We start from the raw sequence: 18103 nt of genomic DNA, 5'->3' as shown, positions 1-18103 counted from the left end.
GTTCTCTCAGGGGGGTCACAGGCGCGAGAGCGCCCGGTTGATCAGTTCGGCCAGCCCGGGAAGCGCCGGCGGGCGCAGGAGGCCGTAGTGGTCGGCGGCCACGCCGTGGACCTCCAGGGGGCCTGCCAGGTGCGCCGTCCAGCCCAGGTCGGGCAGTCCGGGCGGGGTGTCGTCCACGCCCATGCCGATGCCGGAGTTGCGGGTCGCCGGACGGTCCGCGCGGATCAGCAGCGTGGCGGTGTCCGGGTCCTCCAGCCGGCCGGGCCGGTGCGCGGCCAGACCGCGCAGGTGCCGGGCGAAGACCGCGACGCGGCCTGCCACGTCGTCGCCGCGCCCCAGCAGCCTGCGGGCGCGCAACCGGGAGGCGGTCTCGGCCCGGCGCGCCTCGCGCGGGAGGTCCCGCAGGGCGGTCCGCTCCCGCTCTGTGCCGACGCCGAGGTCGACGTCCAGGTAGGCCTCGAACGCGCCCAGCATCCGCACCGTCGCCTCCGCCTCCTCGTCTCCGGCGATCGGCGTGATGTGAGCAGGGTCGTTGGAGTCGAGCATCAGCAGGAACGCGACGTGCTCCCCCTGCTCGTGGAGCAGCCGCGCCACCTCCTGTCCGAGGCTGCCGCCCATGGACCACCCGCCGAGCAGGTACGGGCCGTGCGGCCGTCGCCGCCGGATGGCGTCGCGGTAGCGGCGGGCCAGGCCGGGCAGCCCGCCCGGGGCCCGTCCGCCGACCAGGTCGGGGTCGGTGAGCGCGACGATCTCGAACCGCTCGTCCAGGAGCCGGGACAGCTCGGCGTAGCACATGACGTCGCCGCCGGAGGGGTGCAGCAGGAAGAGCGTGCGCGCCTGCGTGCCCGCGCGCAGCGGGATGAGGGCGTCGTCGAGCGCGTCGTCCTCCTCGGGGCGTGCCTGCGGTTCCCACGCGGACGGCTCAAAGGCCAGGGCGCGCACCCGTTCGGCGTAGGCCGTGAACACCGCGTCCACCTCGTGGTCGGGCAGCAGGTCCGCGACGGCGTCCCATTGCAGCAGCAGTTCACCGCGCTGGACGAGCACCTGGTGGTCCAGCCAGGTCTGCGGCGTCTGGCTGAGCGCGTGCACCTGCTCGCCGACCCACTGCAGGTCCGGCTCGCCGCCCACGAGGTCCTCCAGTCCCAGGGCGCTGGTGAACACCACCGGCACCGAGCCCGCGCCCCGCTCGGAGAGCAGGTCGAGCGCCGAGTGCGCGCGGTGGTCCAGGTCGGCGAACAGCCTCTCCTGCACCCTGCGGACGTGCTCGGCGAACGGGCCGGGTTCCCTGCGGTCGATCTCGTGGATGAGCAGGGAGGTGAAGTCGCCGACGACCTTGTCCACGTCGGGGTGGATCGCGGGCCGGTCGAACAGGGTCAGGGTGAGGGAGAAGTGCTCGGTCTCCGCCCAGGCGGCGAGGGCCTCGGCGTAGGCGGTCAGCAGCACCGCGGTCGGGGTGACGCCCCGGCGGGCGGCCTCCCGGCGCAGCCGCTGCCAGGCGGCGGGTTCCAGGCGGGCGGTGCGGCGTACGAACCGCGGCGCCCCTTCGAAGGAGGCGTCGACCGGCAGCGGCGGCGGGCCGGGCAGGGTGCGCCGCCGCCAGTAGCGGGCGGCGCGTTCGTCCCCGTTCTCTTCCATCGCCCGCACGCAGGCGGCGAAGTCGAGGGCGGGCGCGGGAAGCGGTTCGTCGGGCCGCTCGTAGAAGTGGCGCACCTCCCGGTCGATGATCCAGTAGCTGCCCGCGTCGCAGACGAGCACGTCCACGCCGAGGAACAGGCGGACGCGGCCGCCGGGCAGCCTGGCAGCCTGGATCTGCACCAGCGGCCACCGGTCGGACGGGCCGGGGTCGCGGGAGATCCTGGCGCGCAGCCGGGTCAGCCTCTGCTCGCGGGCCGTCTCGTCCAGGCCGGTCAGGTCGTGCACGCGGATGCGGTAGGGCGGCACGTGGTCGAGGATCTGGAAGGCACCCTGGCGGGTGGTGATGGCCCGCAGCATCGGGTGCCGTTCGATTACCTGCCGCCAAGCCCGCTCGTACCGGGGCAGGTCCAGGTCCGGGCAGTCGTACTCCAGGTAGAAGTGGCAGGCGATGTCGCCGAGCGCGTAACCGCCCTGCCTGCCGATCCAGTAGGCGTGCTGGACGCGCGTCATGGGGAAGGTCCCGTCCGCGGGAGCGGTGGGGACGGCGACCGGCTCCGGCAGGGACCGCGTCTCACCGGAGCCGAGCAGGCTCGCGAGCGCGCCGAGCGTGGGCCGGCCCAGCAGGTCGCGCAGCCGCAGCTCCACCCCGAACAGGCCGCGCAGCATGACCAGCATGCGGGTGGCCAGCAGGGAGTGGCCGCCGAGCGCGAAGAAGTCCGCGTCGGCGGAGGCGACCTCTACGCCCAGCAGGCGCGACCACACCGCCGCCACCTCACGCTCGGTCTCGCTCAGCGCCGAGGCGTCGGCGCCGGCCTCGACCGGTTCGGCGTACGCCGCTTCGGCCATGCGGTCGCGCAGGTCGGTGCTGGAGACGGCCACCACGGGCAGCGGGTGGGCCAGCACCCGGTCCAGCGCCGCCATGCCGGTCGCCGCGCCGAGCGCGTAGGGCAGGCGGGTGAGCCGCTCCCCGCCTTCGGGGCCCGCCTTCCAGACGTCCCACACGATGCTGGTCCACCGGGTCGCGGTGCCGTCCGCGGCCTCTTCGGCGAAGGCGTCCAGGAAGCGGTTGGCCGCGCAGTACGGGCCCATTCCGATCCCGCCGACCAGGGTGCCCGCCGAGGACATCAGCACGACGGTCCCGGGGCGCTTCGCCTCGGGGAGCCGTCCGACGGCCTCGCGCAGGGCGAGCACCCCGCCGATCTTGGAGTGCACGTGCCCGTCGACGTGCTCGGCCCGCACGTGCCGCATCGGCTGGAGGTCGGCGCCGGCCACCACGCCGGCCGCGTGGACGATGAGGGCGAGCCGCCCGCGCTCCGCGAGTTCGGCCAGCAATCCGGCCGTCCCCTCGGCGTCGGCGGCGTCCAGCCTCCTCACCTCGACGTCCAGGCCCTCGGCGGCCAGCCGCTCGAGCGAGCGGCTCCGTTCCTCGCCGCCGGCCCCCCGGGTGGTGACCACGACCCGCAGGCCCTTGCGGGCCAGGTGCTCGGCGATCGTCAGGCCGACGTCGCCCAGGCCGCCGGTGATCAGGGCGATCGCCTGCCCGTCCGTTATGGGCGCCGGAGCGGCCTCGGCACGGATCGGAGACCACGGCGTGATCCCCCGGATCCAGCGGGTCCCGCCGCGGACGGCCACCTCTTGGCCGGAATCCCCGCCGCGCAGGTCGGCGAGTTCGGCGGGGACGGAATCGGCGGCTCCCGAGATCCCGTCCAGGTCGAGGACGCGCCAGCGCACTCCCGGCTGCTCCTGGGCGATGACCCGCGGCAGGGCGTGCAGGGCGGCCAGCGCGGGATTGGGGTGTTCCGTCCCGGTCACCCGGTGGGCTCCGCGGGTGACCTGAAGGAGGAATTCGGGCGTGTCCGTGCCGGTGAACAGGCGTTCGGCGAGCCGGGCGTGGTGCAGGACGCCTTCGGTGACCGCGTCAGGGTCGTGCCGCCGCCGCTCGTCGAGATCGGCGAGGACCACCACTCCGGTCCAGCCGCCGGACTCGACGTCCGCGTCCAGGGAGTGGGCGTCGGCTCCGGCCGCCCTCAGGGCCGTCAGGAGCTCGTCGTCCGTCCCGGCCACCAGCCAGCGGCCGTCGAGAACGGTGTCCCGGTCGAGCGGCGGGCACTGGGTCCAGACCGGGATCTGCAGGGGTTCGCCCTCGTCGGGCTCGTCTGCCCGGTGCGCGGGGGCCTCGGGCGGGTCGATCCACAGACGGCGCGGTTGGAAGGCCAGGCCGGGAGAGGCCAGGCGACGCCGACCCGGCCGGTGCATGGCGGGGAAGTCGACGTCCACCCCGCGGGCCCACAGGTGACCGGCGGTCTCGTAGAGGGCCGCCAGGTCGTCCTCGCCCGGCTCGGACGGCAGCGTGGTCAGCGCGGGCAGGCCGTGGGCGCGGGCCAGGGAGGCCAGAGCGGAGCCGGGTCCGATCTGGACGACGAGCGCGCCGGTGCCGGCGGCCGCCTGGAGGGCTCGGGAGAAACGCACCGGTTCGCGTAGCTGCCGCACCCAGTGGTCTGCTCGGCCGAACTCGGTGTCCACGGCCGTGCCGGTCAGGGTGCTGAAGGCGGGGACGCGCAGCGGTGCGGGGCTCAGGCCTTCCGCCGCGGCTCGCAGCCGGGGCAGCGCGGCCTCGACGTGCCGGGAGTGCGCGGCGCCGTCGAACCGCAGCAGGGACGGTTCGTGCCCGGCCGCGCGCAGAACCCGTTCCAGGGCCGTGATCGGCTCGCGCGGTCCGGAGACCACACAGGAGTGCGGCGCGTTGACGGCCGCGAGGTCGAGTCCGGGATGCTCGCGCAGGAGGGCGCGGATGTCATCCTCGCCGAGCGGGACGGCCAGCATCGCGCCGTCCCCGGCGGATTCGGCCATGGCCTCGGAGCGGACGGACACGAGACGGACCGCGTCCTTCAGCGGCAGTCCCCCGCTGAGCACGGCCGCTGTGTACTCGCCGAGGCTGTGGCCGAGGACGGCGTCGGGCCGCACGCCCCAGTCGTCCAGGAGGCGTGCGGTGGCCAGCTCCACCGTGAACAGGGCGGGCAGCCCGCGCACGGGACCGCGGACGCCGTCCGCCTCGCCTAGGATGACCTCGCGCAGGTCGAAGCCCAGGTGTTCGGCGAAGAGCTCGGCGCATTCGTCGACGTGGTCGGCGTACATCGGCTCGGCCTCGTACAGCCTCGCGCCCATTCCCGCCTGGGCGCTGCCGCCTCCTGGGAAGGCGAAGACCAGCCTTGGCCGCTCCTCCACCGGCTTCCCGGAGGCCGCGGCCCCGCGCAGCGCCGCGCCCAGGTCTCCGTCGGGCGCCACGACGGCGAGCCGGTGCCTGTGGTGGCGGCGGCCCTGCTGGAGGGTGTGGGCCAGGTCCGCGGTGTCGGGCCGGGTGCGGTCGGCCCAGGCGGCCAGGTCCAGGGCCGTCCGTTCCAGTGCTCGCGCGCTGTGCGCGGACAGCACCACCGGGTGGGGGCGCGGGTCGGGGGCCGGGTCCGGCCGCCGCGGCGCGGGACCCACGACGACGTGGGCGTTGGTGCCGCCGATGCCGAAGGAGCTGACGCCCGCCAGTTCCGGTCCCGTCCAGGCGCGGGTGCGGGTGACGACCTCGAAGGGGGAACCGTCCAGGCCCAGCAGTTCGTTGACCGGCTCGGCGTGCAGCGAGGCGGGCAGCGTGCGGTGGTGGACGGCCAGGACGGTCTTGATGAAGGAGGCGATCCCGGCTGCGGAGTTGGCGTGGCCGATGTTGCTCTTGACCGAGCCGAGCCCGCACCAGGCCGGACCGGTGTCGCCGAACACGCGGCGCAGCGCCGCCACCTCGATCGGGTCGCCCAGCCGGGTGCCGGTGCCGTGCGCCTCGACGTAGCCGACCTGTGCGGGTTCGGCGCTGGCGACCGCCAGCGCCTCGGCCAGGACCCGGGCCTGGCCGCGGACGGACGGAGCGGTGAACCCGGTCTTGTCGGCGCCGTCGTTGCCGGTCGCCGAACCGTGCACGACGGCGAGGATCGGGTCGCCGTCGTCCAGGGCGTCCTGGAGGCGGCGGAGCACCACGACGCCGACGCCCTGGGTGTAGACGACGCCCGTGCCGCGCGCGGAGAACGGCCTGACCCTGCCGTCCTCGGAGTAGATGCCGTCGGGGGTGGCCACGTAGCCGCGCCCCTGGGGGACGATCAGCGACACCCCTCCGGCCAGGGCGGTGTCGCACTCGCCGGTCTCCAGGGACTGGGCGGCCAGGTGGACGGCCACCAGGGAGGTCGAGCACGAGGTGTTCACCGCGACGGCGGGCCCGGTGAGGTCGAGCCGGTAGGCGGTCTGCAGCGGCAGGTAGTCGGTCTGGGTGGCGATGGCCGTCTGCAGGCTGCCGAACGGGTCGGCGCCGCCGCCGGTCGGATCCCAGCGCCCGGTGAGGCTGGTGGCCAGGTAGGCGCTCTGCGCGGCGCCGGCGAACACCCCGACCGAACCGGCTCCCCTGCCGCCTCCGTGACCGGCCTCCTCCAGGGCCCGCCAGGCGCATTCCAGGAACAGCCGCTGCTGGGGGTCGAGGAGCGCCGCCTCGGTGTCGGGGAGGCCGAACGGTTCGGGGTCGAAGAGATCCTGCCCTTCGATGAGCCCGGCGACCGGCACGTACCCCGGGGTGCGCAGCAGCCTGCGGGGCGCCCCGGCGGCCTTCAGGTCCTCTTCTCCCAGCCGGGTGAGTCCTTCGCGCTCTTCTGCCAGGAGCCTCCAGAACGCCTCGGCGTCCCCGGCTCCGGGGAAGCGGCAGGCGAGTCCGACGACGGCGATCATCCGGCCACCTCCGCCGCCCTGCGGCGGGCCGTCCGGCGCTGGTGGGCGCGTTCCTCGGCCGAGGACTCCGCGGCGGGCGGCTCCGGGACCGGAGGGGGTTCGGGCGCGGGCCGCCTCCGGCCCGCGATGCGGGTCGCCAGTTGCCGGACGGTCGGATGGCTGAACATGTCCACCACCTCCAGTTCCGGGTCGAGCAGCTCCACCAGCCGGGCGTGGGCGCGCACCAGGGTCAGCGAGGTCGCTCCCAGCCGGAAGAAGGGCGTCTCGGCGTCCACCGGGGCTCCCGCGAGCAGTTCGCTCAGCACCTTCGTGATCGTCCGTTCCGTCTCGGCGTCCGGACGTGCCGGCTCCGCGGCCGGTGCGGGGGGCCGCGGAGCGCGGACGGTGACCTCGTCCGCGGACGGCTCGGCGGCGGTGCGTGAAGCGGGAGACCAGGCGAGCGCCTCGTCCGGCAGGGGGTCAGGCGGGGCCGCGGCTCCCGGACCGGTGGTGAGCTCGATCAGCGTGCCGGGTGCCAGCCGCTCGTCCAGGGAGAGGCCGCTGCGGGCGGCTGCGGCGCGCAGTGCCGACGCGCAGGCTCCCGCGGTGGTCAGTGCCCGGGAGGGAGGCAGTGCCCCTGCCGTGATCCGCAGGGTGACCTCGAGTCCCTGCTCCACGGCCGTCCGGATCAGGAGGGCCAGCTCGGCCTCGGTGGAGGGCCCGGCGACCGGCACGGCCTCGGTCTCCGGTGCGGGGACCGCCGGGGCGGGGATGTCCGGCCGGGCGGGTGTCGAGGGCGCCCGCCTGCGGTAGGGGTTCGGGAGCGCCTTGTAGTCGATCTTCCCGTTGGCCGTGACGGGGAAGTCGGCCAGGCGGACGAAGCGGCTGGGGACCATGGAGTCGGGGACCCGTTCGCGCAGCCGGGTCACGAGGTCCTCGTCCGTGGGCGGCGCGGCGGGGTCGCCGACGAGGAAGGCGACCAGGCGGGGGCGGTCGTCGGGGCCGGGCATCGACAGCGCCACCGAGTGGCGCACGCCGGGTGTGCGGTCGAGCGCGGACTCCACCTCGCCGAGTTCGATGCGGTGGCCGCGGATCTTCACCTGGCGGTCGAGGCGGCCCAGGAACTCGATGGTGCCGTCGGCGCGCCAGCGGCCCAGGTCGCCGGTCCGGTAGAGCCTGCGGTCCAGGACGGAATCGGTGACGAACCGTTCGCGGGTCTGCTGGTCGTCGCCGATGTAGCAGCGGGCCAGCCCGTCACCGCCGATGTGCAGCTCGCCGGACTCCCCGACGGGGCACGGACGCCCCCGCGGGTCGAGGATGTGGAAGCACTGGCCGCGCAGCGCCCGCCCGTAGGGGATGCTCGGCCACGACGGCGGGACGTGGCCGATCGGGAAGCAGATCGACCAGATCGAGGCCTCGGTGGCCCCGCCGAGGCTGATGATCTGCGCGTCGGGCGCCAGGGCGCGCACCCGGTCGGGCAGCGTCACCGGGATCCAGTCCGCCGACAGGAACACCACGCGCAGCGGGGCCAGCGCCCTGCGGGTGCGTTCGGGTTCGAGTTCGGCGTACTCGACGAGCATCTCCATCAGGGCGGGCGCGGTGTTCCAGACAGTGACCCGGTGGCGTTCCATCAGTTCGAGCCAGTGCCCGGGATCGCGCTGGCGGGCGGCGTCGGGCAGCACGAGCGCCGCGCCGGTGCCCATGACTCCGAAGACGTCGTGCACCGACAGGTCGAAGCTGAAGGCGGACAGGCCGAGGACGCGGTCCTGCGGGCCGACGGGGAACCGGTCGATCAGGTCGTCGATGGTGGTGCGGGCGGCCCGGTGCTCGATGGCCACGCCCTTGGGCCGTCCGGTGGAGCCGGAGGTGAAGATGACGTAGGCCAGGTCGTCCGCCTCGGCGCGGCGCGGTCGCGCCTCGCCGCCCCGCAGGCACTGCGAGAGGCGGTGGACGGTGACCCCGGCGGGCCAGGCGGTCGTGTCGCCGTCGGGGACGACCGCGTGGGCGATCGCGGCCTGCTCGCACACCGAGGCGATCCGGTCGGCGGGCCACGACGGCTCGACCGGCACGTATCCCGCGCCGCTCGCGCAGACGCCGAGCAGGGCGGTCACCTGCTCGGCTCCCTTGTCGAAGGCGACCGCGACGAGGTCGCCGGGGCCCAGGCCGCACGCCGCCAGGGCCGAGCCGATCCGGGCGGTCCGCTCGGCCAGTTCCCCGTGGGTGATGCCGCTTCGCGCGTCGAGCAGCGCGGGCCCGTCCACGCACGTGCGCGCGGCGCGGCGCAGCGGGTCGTCCAGCAGCGGCCCGGCGTCGCCGAAGGGCCGCTGCTCCAGCGGCTCCTCCGCCAGGAACGACGGGTCCCAGCCCAGCGCCGGATCGCTCCAGGCCTCCTCGCCCTCGGCCAGGCGGCGCAGCAGCCGCAGGTGGGCGTCGCGCATGCCTTCGGCGAACCCGTCCGGCAGGAGCCCTTCGACCGCGTCCCAGGCGATGCGCAGCCGTCCGCCTTCGTCGTGGACGATGTGGTCGAGCGCCACCTGGGGGGTCTGGGAGATCCCGTAGACCTCCTCGCCCAGCCAGTCCGCCGGGGCGCGGCCCGGCTCGCTCAGTCCCAGGCCGCTGGTGAAGACCACCGGGTGGGCCGGGGTGAGGTCGCCGCCGCCGCGCACCTCCACGCCGGAGACCGCGCGATGCTCCATGTCGGTCCAGAAGCGGCGGTTGACCCGGGCGGCGAAGTCCCCGAAGCCGCCCCATTCCCTGAGGTCGGGCCGCGGGATCTCGACGAGCACCGTGGAGGTGAAGTCACCGACCAGATGGGCGAGCTCCGGCTCGTCGGGCCGGTCGAACAGCGTCGTGTTGAGGCAGAACGGCCCGCCCGCCCCCCACCGGGACAGCACCAGTCCGCACGCGGCCAGCAGCACGCCCGTGGGGCTCAGCCCGCGACGCGCCGCGCGCTCGCGCAGCGCCTCCCACTCCGCGGCCTCCAGTTCGGCGGAGGCGCGGGTGAAACGGTGCGAGCGGACCTCGGCCAGGTCGCGGGTCCAGGGAAGCTCCGGGCCCGGGGGCAGGTTCCGTGCCCGCCAGTACTCCTCGTCCCGGATCCTGCGGAGGCTCTCGTCGGGGTCCTCTCGGCGCCGTGCGACCAGTTCGGGGAAGGAGACCGGCGAGCCGGGCAGTTCCAGGCCCGGGTCGGCCACCACGGCGCCCCATTCGGCGAGGATCTGCATCCAGCCCGCCAGGTCGAGCGCCAGGACGTCGACGCCGAGGAAGATCCTGGTGCGGCCGCCGGGCAGGAAGGCCGCGGTGATGTCGAACAGCGGCCACCGGTCGGCGGGCCTGATCTGGTGGGAGCGCTCGTACCGCAGCTCGGCGAGCCGCCGCTCGGCCCGGTCCGCGTCCGGGCCGCGCAGGTCCTCGACCCGGATGCGGTAGTCCTCGACGGACGGCAGGACGTGCTGCCCGCCCGCGCGGTCGACGACCATGCGCAGCATGGGGTGGTGGGCGACCAGCCGGTTCCAGCCGGCCTCCAACGCCGCGAGGTCGGCCTCGGGGTCGGCCGCGGACCGGTCGTACTCCCGGTAGTAGAAGGTCGCCACCCCGCCGAGCGGGAACGCGCGGTCGCGGCCGATCCAGTAGGCCGTCTGCAGCGGGGTCAGCGGGTGGCCCTCCCCCGTGCCGGCCTCCCCGCCGGGATCGGCGACGCCGGCCGCGACCGTGCGCGCCGTCGCGCTCCCCAGGAAGGCGGTCATGGGCAGGTCCATGCCGAGGTCGCGCAGCCGCCTGCGCAACCGGACGGCGGTGAAGGACTCCAGCCCGAGGACGGTCAGCGCGGTGTCGGGGTCCACCTGCTCCCGCGGGAGCCCGAGGACCCCCGCGACCAGGTCCACGACGTCGTCGACGGACACGACAGAAGACGAGAGAGTCATCGATCCCCTTAGGCAGAGCATGGCGGAACATGACGGAATATCTCAGGAACGATAACCGTTTTCATTCCCACCTTCAACGGCCTTCTCCGCAAAAGCCCCCTGATTGGAGGTATCCGGACGTACCGCACGGCCTCCTCCGCTCCCCGCTCAGAGCGTCCGACATGGGTCGCCCCGCCCCTTCGGCACTCGGAAGGGGCGGGGCGACGCGTTCTCAGAAGACGCGTTCTCAGAAGGAGAGGAGCCCGCGCTGGTAGGCGCGGACCAGGCGGCGGGGGACCTGCACGGTCCGCCCGTCGACCACGGTCTCGACGAGGCCGGGACGGGACGCCTTCCACCGGGCGCGGCGGGTACGCGTGTTGGAACGCGACTTCTTGCGTTTGGGGACTGCCATGGCGGGCTCCTTACCAGCTCGACTTGGTGACGCCGGGGAGTTCGCCGCGGTGGGCCATCTCCCGGAAGCGGACGCGGGAGAGGCCGAAGCGGCGCAGGTACCCGCGGGGGCGGCCGTCGACGGCGTCGCGGTTGCGCACCCGGGTGGCGCTGGCGTCCCGCGGCTGCCCGCTCAGCGCGCGGACGGCGGCGGCCTTGGCCTCCAGGGAGGTGTGCGGGCTGGAGACGATGCGTTTCAGCTCGGCGCGCTGGGCGGAGTGCCGGGCGACCACGCGCCTGCGGCGCTCGTCGGCGGCGATCTTGCTCTTCTTGGCCATCAGACCTTCCCCCCTCGGGCGCGGATGCGCCGCACGGCCGCCTCGACGCCGATCTTGTCGACGGTCTTGATGCCGCGGGCCGACAACTTCAGCCTGACCGTGCGGTTCTCACCGGGCAGGAAGTACCGCTTGGTCTGGATGTTGGGGTCGAACCGGCGGGAGGTCCGCCGGTGGGAGTGGGAGACCTTCTTGCCGAAGGCCGGCTGGACGCCGGTCAGCTGGCAGCGCGCGCTCACGAGCGGGCCCCGTAGCGCTGCTGGAAGCGTTCGACGCGTCCGGCGGTGTCCAGGTTGCGGGTGCGGCCGGTGTAGAAGGGGTGGCTCGCCGACGACACGTCCACGTCGATGACGGGATAGGTGTTGCCGTCCTCCCATTCGACCGTCTTGCCGCTGGTGGCGGTCGAGCGCGTCAGGAAGGCGAAGCCGGCGGAGGCGTCGCGGAACACCACCGGCCGGTACTCGGGGTGGATGCCGGGTTTCACTAGCGGTCCTCTCGGTAGAGCACGTGCCTGCGCACGACCGGGTCGTACTTGCGCAGGGTCAGGCGTTCGGGATCGTTCCGCCGGTTCTTGCGGGTCACGTAGGCGTGTCCGGTACCGGCGGTCGACCGCAGTCTGATCAGCGGACGCAGCTCGTTGCGGGCCATGGTCCGTCCTCTCTGCTGGGCGGATGTGCCATGATAATGAAAACGATTATCATTGCAAGTGAGGTGCTGTCATGTCCGTACCCGTCGTGCTGGTGGCCGGGCTGCACGGTCCCGCCCGCGCCGCGCTCGTCGACCGCCTGCTGCGCGAGAACCCCGGCGCCGAGGCGATCCACCACGACCTGCGCGGGATCTCCGACGGCCGGGTCACGCGGACCGTCCGCGACGCGTACGGCGTCCTGGAGCGGGCCGAACTGCGGCTCGCGCACGGCTGCGTCTCCTGCACCGTGCGCGAGGACCTGCTGCCCGAGCTGCTGCGGCGCTCGGCGTCCGCGCCGCTGCTGGTGGCGGAGCTGTGGGACTGCGTGGAGCCGCGCACGGTCGCCGAGGCGCTGGACCACGCGGAGACCGCGGACCGGCTGCGCCTGACCGCCGTCCTGACCGCGCTGGACGCCGAGCACCTGCCGACCGACCTGTGCCGCGGCGACCTGCTGCGCGAGACGGGCAAGGCGGGCGCGGCCGATGACGGGCGCTACCTGGCCGAGGTCCTGGCCCGCCAGATCGAGTACGCCACCGCCCTCGTCCTGCCCGAGCTCATGCCCGCCCCGCTGCCCGGAGTCCCCGCCGAGGACCTGGACCTGTGCCGGGAGATCCTCGGCCATCTCACGCCGACCACGCCGCTGAGCGTCACCGCCGACCCCCTGCCCGCGGTGGCGGGCCCCGCCCTGCGCCCCGCGGACCTGGCCGCCCGCGTCGACCCGGCCACCGCCGTCCTGCCGTGCGAGACGCGCACCGGCGGCGTCGACACCGTCGTGTGGCGCGAGCGCCGGCCGCTGCACCCCGGCCGGTTCTTCGACGCGGCCGACGCCCTGGCCGCCGAGACCGTGCGCAGCCGCGGCCGGTTCTGGCTGGCCAACCGCCCCGACCGCATGATCGCCTGGGACGCCGCCGCCGGGGTCGTCGGCGTCGAGGACGCCGGCGCCTGGCTGGCCGCCCTGCCCGCGGCCGAGCGGGACCGGCTGCCCGCCGCCCGGGTCCTGGCCGCCGACCTGGACTGGTGCCCCGAGCACGGCGACCGCGTCCAGCACCTGGTCTTCACCGGCCCCGACCTGGACCGCGACCGCGTCCACGCGCTGCTGGACGCCTGCCTGCTCGTCCCCGGCGAGCCCCTGGACCCCGCCGAGGACCCCTTCGCCCCCTTCCTCGACCTCGGGAGGCCCGCGTGGTCCGCGGAACCACCCCGCTGACCAGGGCGGTGACGGCCGTGCGCGGAACGGGCCCGTTCACCGGGACTTCCGTTCCCGGTACGTCGGTCTCGTAATTCGCGTTCACCGGGGCCCGGTTGCCTGGGGGGCAGCAGAACCGCAAGATCTCCCCCGAAAGGTCGTCCCATGTTCCCGCGTCTCCGTGCCTTCCGCGGCGCCCGCGCCACCGGCACCGCGGCCCTGGCCGCCGTGTCCGCCCTGCTCCTGTCCGCCTGCGGGGGCGGCGCCGCCGAGGGCGGCGAGGACGACGTCATCCGGTTCGCCACCCTGCCGCTGAGCGACGACCCGGGCACCGCCACCACCCCCGTCGACGGCATCGTCCGCCTCCTGGAGGAGAAGACCGGCATGAAGGTGGAGATCACCGACGTGCCCGACTACACGGCGGTCATCGAGTCGGTGCGCAACGGGCACACCGACATCGGCATCATGAGCGGCTTCCCCTCCGCCCTGGCCGTGAACACCGGCAAGGTGGACTCGCTGGTGGCCTGGCCGGGCGCCGCGGACGAGCCGGTCTCCCTGTGCTTCACGCTCAAGGGCAGCCCCATCACGAGCATGAAGGACATCAAGCCCGAGACGGTCATCGCGTTCGCCGACCCGGCGTCCTCGTCCGGCTACTTCATGCCGACCCACATGCTGCACGAAGCAGGGCTCGACCCGAAGACCGACTACAAGCCGATGTTCTCCGGCGGCCACGAGATGAGCTTCACCGCGATCGAGAAGGGCCAGGTGGACGTCGCCTGCACCGCGACGATGATGCCTCAGACCGAGATGTTCCCCTTCGAGGAGGGCGAGTACCAGGTCATCGGCGAGTCGGTGTCGATGCCCGTCTCGATCTCCGTGCTCGGCAACCAGGCGATGAGCCAGGAGAAGCGGGCGGCGCTGCTCAAGGGCATCCCGCAGGTGTTCAGCCCGGAGAACGCCGCCGAACTGGGCCCGTACGGCGAGGCGTTCCCCCAGGGAGTCGAGCCGATCGTCGAGCCCGCGAAGGAGATCTTCCAGCCGTTCGTGGAGATCGCCGCCGTGGCCGACGTCGACATCTCCGACCTGGGATGAGCACGGTGAAGACGAACACCGCTCCCCCCGTCGACCTCGTGTCCGGCGGCACGGGCCCTGCCCTCGTGACCGTGCGGGGCCTGAAGGTCGCCTACGACGACGGCCCCCTGGTCCTGGACGGCGTGGACCTGGACCTGCGTCCCGGCGAGACCGTGGCGCTGCTGGGCTCCTCCGGTTCCGGCAAGTCCACCCTCATGAAGTCCCTGACGGGATTCGCGCCCATCACCTCCGGGTCCGTGCGCGTCGCCGGTCACGACGTCGCCGGCCTGCGGCGCGGTGAGCTGAGGCGCCTGCGCGCCGACGTCGGGCAGGTGTTCCAGCGGTTCAACCTCGTGGACCGCCTCTCCGTCCTGACGAACGTCCTGACGGGTGCCCTGCACGAGGCCGGGCCGATCAACCTGGTCGGCGGTTTCTCCGCCGCGCACCGCCGCCGGGCGATGGAACTGCTGGACCGGGTCGGCATCGCGCACAAGGCCAAGGAGCAGGCCCGAGCGTTGAGCGGCGGGCAGCAGCAGCGCGTGGCCATCGCCCGAGCCCTCATGCAGGGTCCGAAGGTGATCCTGGCCGACGAACCCGTCGCCTCACTCGACCCGAAGCTGTCGCACACCGTCCTGGAACTGCTGCAGCGGATCGCCCGTGAGGACGGCATCCCCGTCCTGGTCAGCCTGCACGTGCTGCCCCTCGCGCTGCGGCACTCCGACCGCGTCATCGGCCTGCGGCACGGCGAGGTCCTCGTCTCCGCGCCCACCGCGCGGCTCTCCGCGGAGCAGCTCGCCCCGCTGTACGACGTCGACGACGAGAAGGACGAGGACTGATGGCGGTCCTCAGCCCGAAGAGACCCGTCCTCGATCCCCGGGAACGCGCCCGCCTCGAGCAGACGTTCCGGGTGCCGCGGGCCCGCAACACGCTCGGCGCGGCCCTGGCCGCCGTCATCGTCGCCTGGTCGATGGTGGGCGCGGAGTTCGACTTCGCCAAGCTCGGCGAAGGCGCCTCCAACATGGGCGAGTTCCTCTCGCGCCTGTTCCCGCCCACCTGGGACAAACTGCCGACGATCCTGGAACTGCTCGTCGAGACGCTGCAGATGGCGATCGTCGGCACCGTCCTGGGGGCCGCGCTCTCCCTGTTCTGCGCGTTCGGCGCCGCCTCGAACATCGCGCCGCGGTGGCTGTACTACCCGACGCGCTGGGTCATGAACGTCATCCGTTCGCTGCCCGACCTGGTGTTCGCGCTCATGTTCGTCTCCGCGGTGGGCCTCGGCCCGTTCGCCGGCATCCTCGCCATGACGGTCGGCGCGGCCGGCTCGATGGGCAAGATCTTCGCGGAGGCCATGGAGTCCGTGGACCGCGGACCGGTCACCGCGATGCAGGCCGTGGGCGCCTCCAAGCGCCAGATCATCCGGTACGGCGTGCTGCCGCAGGCCGCGCCGCTGCTGACCAGCTACACGCTGCTCATGTTCGAGGGCAACGTCCGCGGCGCCACCATCCTCGGCATGGTCGGCGCGGGCGGCATCGGCCTGGAGCTGACGACCGCCATGCGCATGTACGACTACGGTCATCTGAGCGCCATGGTCATCTGCATCATCGTCCTGGTCACCGTCATCGACCAGGTCTCCGCGATCGTCCGCCGCAGGATCTCCTGACGGCGCCCCGTCCCCGACCCGGAAGAGAGACGAGAGTGTCCATCCCCTCCTTCGCACTGTCCCCCCTGGCCAACCTGCGCGACCTCGGCGGCATCCCCGTCGCGGGCGGCGCCGTCCGCCCCGGCCTCGTGCTGCGCTCCGACGACGTCTGCACCGTCGACGAGGCGTCCGCCCGGGCGCTGGTCGACGACGGGCTGCGGCTGGTCGTCGACCTGCGCACCCCCGAGGAGCTCGCCCGCACGGGCCGCGGGCCCCTGGAGGCCTACGCCGGTGTGCGCCACCTGCACCTGCCCCTCATGGCGCAGATGACCGGCGGCACCGCCCACCTCATGGAGCGCATGACCAGCGTCGACGACCCGGTCGTCGAGTTCGGCCGCTGGTACGCCCAGAGCATGCGCGGCACCGGCCACCTGGCCGTCCGGGGCCTGTCCGCGATCGCGGAGACCGACGGCGCCGCCCTGTTCCACTGCGCCGCCGGCAAGGACCGCACCGGCCAGTTCGCCGCAGCGCTGCTGTCCGTGCTGGGCGCCGGCGAGGACGCGATCGTCGCCGACTACGTGCGCACCGACGACGTCCACGACGCCCTCATGGCCCGCCTGTCCGGCATCATGCAGCCCTTCCTCGGCGACATGGAGGAGTACCGCGAGAAGATGCCGCCCGGGCTGGGCGGCGCCAAGGCCGAGACCATGCAGACCATGCTCGCCGAACTCGGCGGGGCGTCCGGGCTGCTCGGCCTGCTGCGCGACGCGGGTCTGACACCGGAGACGGAGGCCCGCCTCCGCGAGCGGCTGGTCGAACCGGGCGTCCCCGCGGAGGTTCCGTGAGCCGCACCGAGGCCGCGCCCCGCCCGGCCGCGTCCGGGCGGCGGCCCGGCCGCCCCCGCCGCCCCGACATCGACGACCGCGTGCTCACGGCGGTCCGGGAACTCGTCGACGGCGGCGAACAGGTGACCGTGAACGCCGTCGTGGCCCGGTCCGGGATCAGCCGCTCGGCCGTGTACCGCAGGTGGGGCTCCCTCACCGACCTGGTCGCCGCGGCCCTGGACCAGGGACGCGACCCGGCGCATCCCCTCCCGGACGCCCCCGTCCGGGAGGCCGTGCTGGGCGCCTACCTCGACGCGCTGGAGGCGCCCGGCCGCTACCCCGAGGACCGGCTGCGGCTGCGCATCCGCCTCGGCCTGGCCGACCGCGCCCTGCAACGCGTCATCTGGCGGTCGCACGTGGCCCGGCGCCGCGAGCCGCTGGCCCAGGCCCTGCGCCGCGGCATCGCGCGCGGCGAGGTACGGGCCGACATCGACGTCGAGGCCGCCATCGACACCATGAACGGCGTCTTCTACTACCAGGTCGTCGTCCGGGGCGCCCCCCTGACCGACCCGGCCGCGCGGGCACGCTGCGCGGCCGCCCTCGACCTGGTCTGGCGGGGGATCGCGACCTGACCGTCCCGCCCCTCGGCCGGCGCCCGTGCTCAGGGCACTCGGGTCACGCGGTCATTCTCGCGACCAGGTCCCTGGCCTCCTCGTCGGTGAAGAGGCCGGGATCGACCTCCATACCGCCACTGGTCAACGGACCATTGATGATCGGCGCGACCGCCACGACCTCGGAGCCCCCGTACACGACCGCGATCTTCGCCCCGGGCGCGTACGGATCGGCGATATAGATCTTGTTCGCCTTCTCGGTCATCTCCGCGAGCAACGCGGCTTCCGGGCTCTCGAAATCCACCTGCACGGCGGCCCAGGTACGCCCCTTTTCCGGGTCGGGCATCAGGGCTTCGACGCCCTTCACCCGGCGTGTGCTGAAGCCGTCACTCACCCGGTAGCACATGTTTCGGTGCTCCAGCTCCTTCTTCTGGCACGGCACGGCACGCTCTTGGGTCACGTGGGAGACGGTGAGCTCGTCGTTCAACTCCACCGGAGGCTTCGGCGACGCCGCCTCCGCCCGTGCCCGGCCTTCACCGCCGTCTCCCCCGCAGCCGCCGACCAGCAGCCCCGGCACTGCCAGTGCCGCGAACAGCGCCCGCACCCATGGCGTCCCGCCCTGCCGAGACCACATGTCGCTCCCGCCCGGCTTCCCCGTCGCTCACGGAAACGGCCTCGGTACCGCCGCGACACACCGGCCCTCTCGGGCGAGGCTAGGAAGCGGCATGTCCCGCGGGACAGAGCAGAACATCCCGGAGCACACGGGACATCGCCTCTATCCCCCCGAAGCGGACGCCTGCCGGTGCGGTGCCGAAGGCGCCCCTCCGGCGTGGTCGTCGGAGGGACGCCTTGGTGTCGCACCGGGGTCAGGCGCTGACCGCCTTCTTGTAGAGGCGGGTCGCCAGCGGGACGAACACGATCAGCATGACGGCGATCCAGAGCAGGGACGCGGGGATGGAGTTACGGATGGGCCAGGCGTCGGAGACCGGCATCGCGGTGCTGGTGTTGCCGAAGAGCTCGCGGGCCGCCTGGGTGAAGGTGGAGACGGGGTTCCACTCCGCGACGACGCGCAGGGGCGTGGGCAGTTTCGAGCT

Annotated in this window: 14 protein-coding genes and 1 pseudogene; 6 read left to right on the top strand and 9 right to left on the bottom strand. The window is 73.8% G+C overall.

Going from position 1 to position 18103, the window contains the following annotated elements:
• Nucleotides 1-15: 15 nt before the first annotated feature.
• The 7 genes from C2865_RS23525 to rpmG all read right to left on the bottom strand — a co-directional run bounded on the left by C2865_RS23525 (nucleotide 16) and on the right by rpmG (nucleotide 11641).
• Nucleotides 16-6387 (bottom strand): type I polyketide synthase, encoded by a 6372-nt coding sequence (locus C2865_RS23525; protein ID WP_106400734.1) that lies wholly within the window; start codon nucleotides 6385-6387, stop codon nucleotides 16-18.
• Nucleotides 6384-10268, bottom strand: a complete 3885-nt coding sequence (locus C2865_RS23520) for a non-ribosomal peptide synthetase (RefSeq protein ID WP_198653554.1) — start codon at nucleotides 10266-10268, stop codon at nucleotides 6384-6386. Before C2865_RS23520 ends, C2865_RS23525 begins: the two co-directional genes overlap by 4 nt.
• A gap of 247 nt (nucleotides 10269-10515) precedes the next feature.
• Nucleotides 10516-10680: a 50S ribosomal protein L32 gene (gene rpmF, locus C2865_RS23515; RefSeq protein ID WP_106400732.1), complete on the bottom strand. Its 165-nt coding sequence runs from the start codon at nucleotides 10678-10680 to the stop codon at nucleotides 10516-10518.
• A gap of 10 nt (nucleotides 10681-10690) precedes the next feature.
• Nucleotides 10691-10996: a 30S ribosomal protein S14 gene (rpsN, locus tag C2865_RS23510; RefSeq protein WP_106400731.1), complete on the bottom strand. Its 306-nt coding sequence runs from the start codon at nucleotides 10994-10996 to the stop codon at nucleotides 10691-10693.
• Nucleotides 10996-11232 (bottom strand): 50S ribosomal protein L28, encoded by a 237-nt coding sequence (rpmB, locus tag C2865_RS23505; protein ID WP_106400730.1) that lies wholly within the window; start codon nucleotides 11230-11232, stop codon nucleotides 10996-10998. The genes rpsN and rpmB overlap by 1 nt, the downstream gene beginning before the upstream one ends.
• Nucleotides 11229-11477, bottom strand: a complete 249-nt coding sequence (locus C2865_RS23500) for a type B 50S ribosomal protein L31 (protein WP_106400729.1) — start codon at nucleotides 11475-11477, stop codon at nucleotides 11229-11231. Before C2865_RS23500 ends, rpmB begins: the two co-directional genes overlap by 4 nt.
• Nucleotides 11477-11641, bottom strand: coding sequence for a 50S ribosomal protein L33 (gene rpmG / locus C2865_RS23495; RefSeq protein WP_106400728.1), 165 nt, complete (start codon nucleotides 11639-11641; stop codon nucleotides 11477-11479). The genes C2865_RS23500 and rpmG overlap by 1 nt, the downstream gene beginning before the upstream one ends.
• 71 nt (nucleotides 11642-11712) lie before the next feature.
• Here rpmG and C2865_RS23490 point away from each other — a divergent pair, with 71 nt between their 5' ends.
• The 6 genes from C2865_RS23490 to C2865_RS23465 all read left to right on the top strand — a co-directional run bounded on the left by C2865_RS23490 (nucleotide 11713) and on the right by C2865_RS23465 (nucleotide 17030).
• On the top strand, nucleotides 11713-12885 hold the full coding sequence (locus C2865_RS23490) for a CobW family GTP-binding protein (RefSeq protein ID WP_106400727.1): 1173 nt from the start codon (nucleotides 11713-11715) through the stop codon (nucleotides 12883-12885).
• Nucleotides 12886-13029: 144 nt separating this feature from the next.
• Nucleotides 13030-13956 carry a phosphate/phosphite/phosphonate ABC transporter substrate-binding protein gene (phnD, locus tag C2865_RS23485; protein ID WP_106400726.1) on the top strand — a complete coding sequence of 309 codons (927 nt, stop codon included), beginning with the start codon at nucleotides 13030-13032 and terminating at the stop codon, nucleotides 13954-13956.
• A 5-nt stretch (nucleotides 13957-13961) separates the two neighbouring features.
• The gene (phnC, locus tag C2865_RS23480) at nucleotides 13962-14771 is read left to right on the top strand and encodes a phosphonate ABC transporter ATP-binding protein (RefSeq protein ID WP_198653553.1); all 810 of its coding nucleotides are present in this window, start codon (nucleotides 13962-13964) and stop codon (nucleotides 14769-14771) included.
• On the top strand, nucleotides 14771-15595 hold the full coding sequence (gene phnE, locus C2865_RS23475) for a phosphonate ABC transporter, permease protein PhnE (protein ID WP_106400724.1): 825 nt from the start codon (nucleotides 14771-14773) through the stop codon (nucleotides 15593-15595). Before phnC ends, phnE begins: the two co-directional genes overlap by 1 nt.
• Nucleotides 15596-15630: 35 nt before the next feature.
• Nucleotides 15631-16419 carry a tyrosine-protein phosphatase gene (locus C2865_RS23470; protein WP_157963894.1) on the top strand — a complete coding sequence of 263 codons (789 nt, stop codon included), beginning with the start codon at nucleotides 15631-15633 and terminating at the stop codon, nucleotides 16417-16419.
• Nucleotides 16416-17030 carry a TetR/AcrR family transcriptional regulator gene (locus C2865_RS23465; RefSeq protein WP_106400723.1) on the top strand — a complete coding sequence of 205 codons (615 nt, stop codon included), beginning with the start codon at nucleotides 16416-16418 and terminating at the stop codon, nucleotides 17028-17030. The genes C2865_RS23470 and C2865_RS23465 overlap by 4 nt, the downstream gene beginning before the upstream one ends.
• A 43-nt stretch (nucleotides 17031-17073) precedes the next feature.
• Here C2865_RS23465 and C2865_RS23460 read toward each other — a convergent pair whose 3' ends face one another.
• Nucleotides 17074-17613, bottom strand: a complete 540-nt coding sequence (locus C2865_RS23460) for a hypothetical protein (RefSeq protein WP_157963893.1) — start codon at nucleotides 17611-17613, stop codon at nucleotides 17074-17076.
• Nucleotides 17614-17875: 262 nt separating this feature from the next.
• Nucleotides 17876-18103: pseudogene (locus C2865_RS23455) on the bottom strand (ABC transporter permease); the annotation flags it as partial.

It is taken from the genome of Actinocorallia populi (assembly GCF_002995495.1).
In the GTDB taxonomy this organism is placed as follows: domain Bacteria; phylum Actinomycetota; class Actinomycetes; order Streptosporangiales; family Streptosporangiaceae; genus Actinocorallia; species Actinocorallia populi.
This window is presented reverse-complemented; position numbering and strand designations above follow the sequence as displayed.

What these genes read in the sequence shown, in the direction of transcription:
- phnD (WP_106400726.1), top strand. Translation starts at nt 13,030, where the DNA reads ATGTTCCCGCGTCTCCGTGCCTTCCGCGGCGCCCGCGCCACCGGCACC.
- rpsN (WP_106400731.1), bottom strand. Translation starts at nt 10,996, where the DNA reads ATGGCCAAGAAGAGCAAGATCGCCGCCGACGAGCGCCGCAGGCGCGTG.
- phnE (WP_106400724.1), top strand. Translation starts at nt 14,771, where the DNA reads ATGGCGGTCCTCAGCCCGAAGAGACCCGTCCTCGATCCCCGGGAACGC.
- rpmG (WP_106400728.1), bottom strand. Translation starts at nt 11,641, where the DNA reads ATGGCCCGCAACGAGCTGCGTCCGCTGATCAGACTGCGGTCGACCGCC.
- rpmF (WP_106400732.1), bottom strand. Translation starts at nt 10,680, where the DNA reads ATGGCAGTCCCCAAACGCAAGAAGTCGCGTTCCAACACGCGTACCCGC.
- C2865_RS23490 (WP_106400727.1), top strand. Translation starts at nt 11,713, where the DNA reads ATGTCCGTACCCGTCGTGCTGGTGGCCGGGCTGCACGGTCCCGCCCGC.
- C2865_RS23525 (WP_106400734.1), bottom strand. Translation starts at nt 6,387, where the DNA reads ATGATCGCCGTCGTCGGACTCGCCTGCCGCTTCCCCGGAGCCGGGGAC.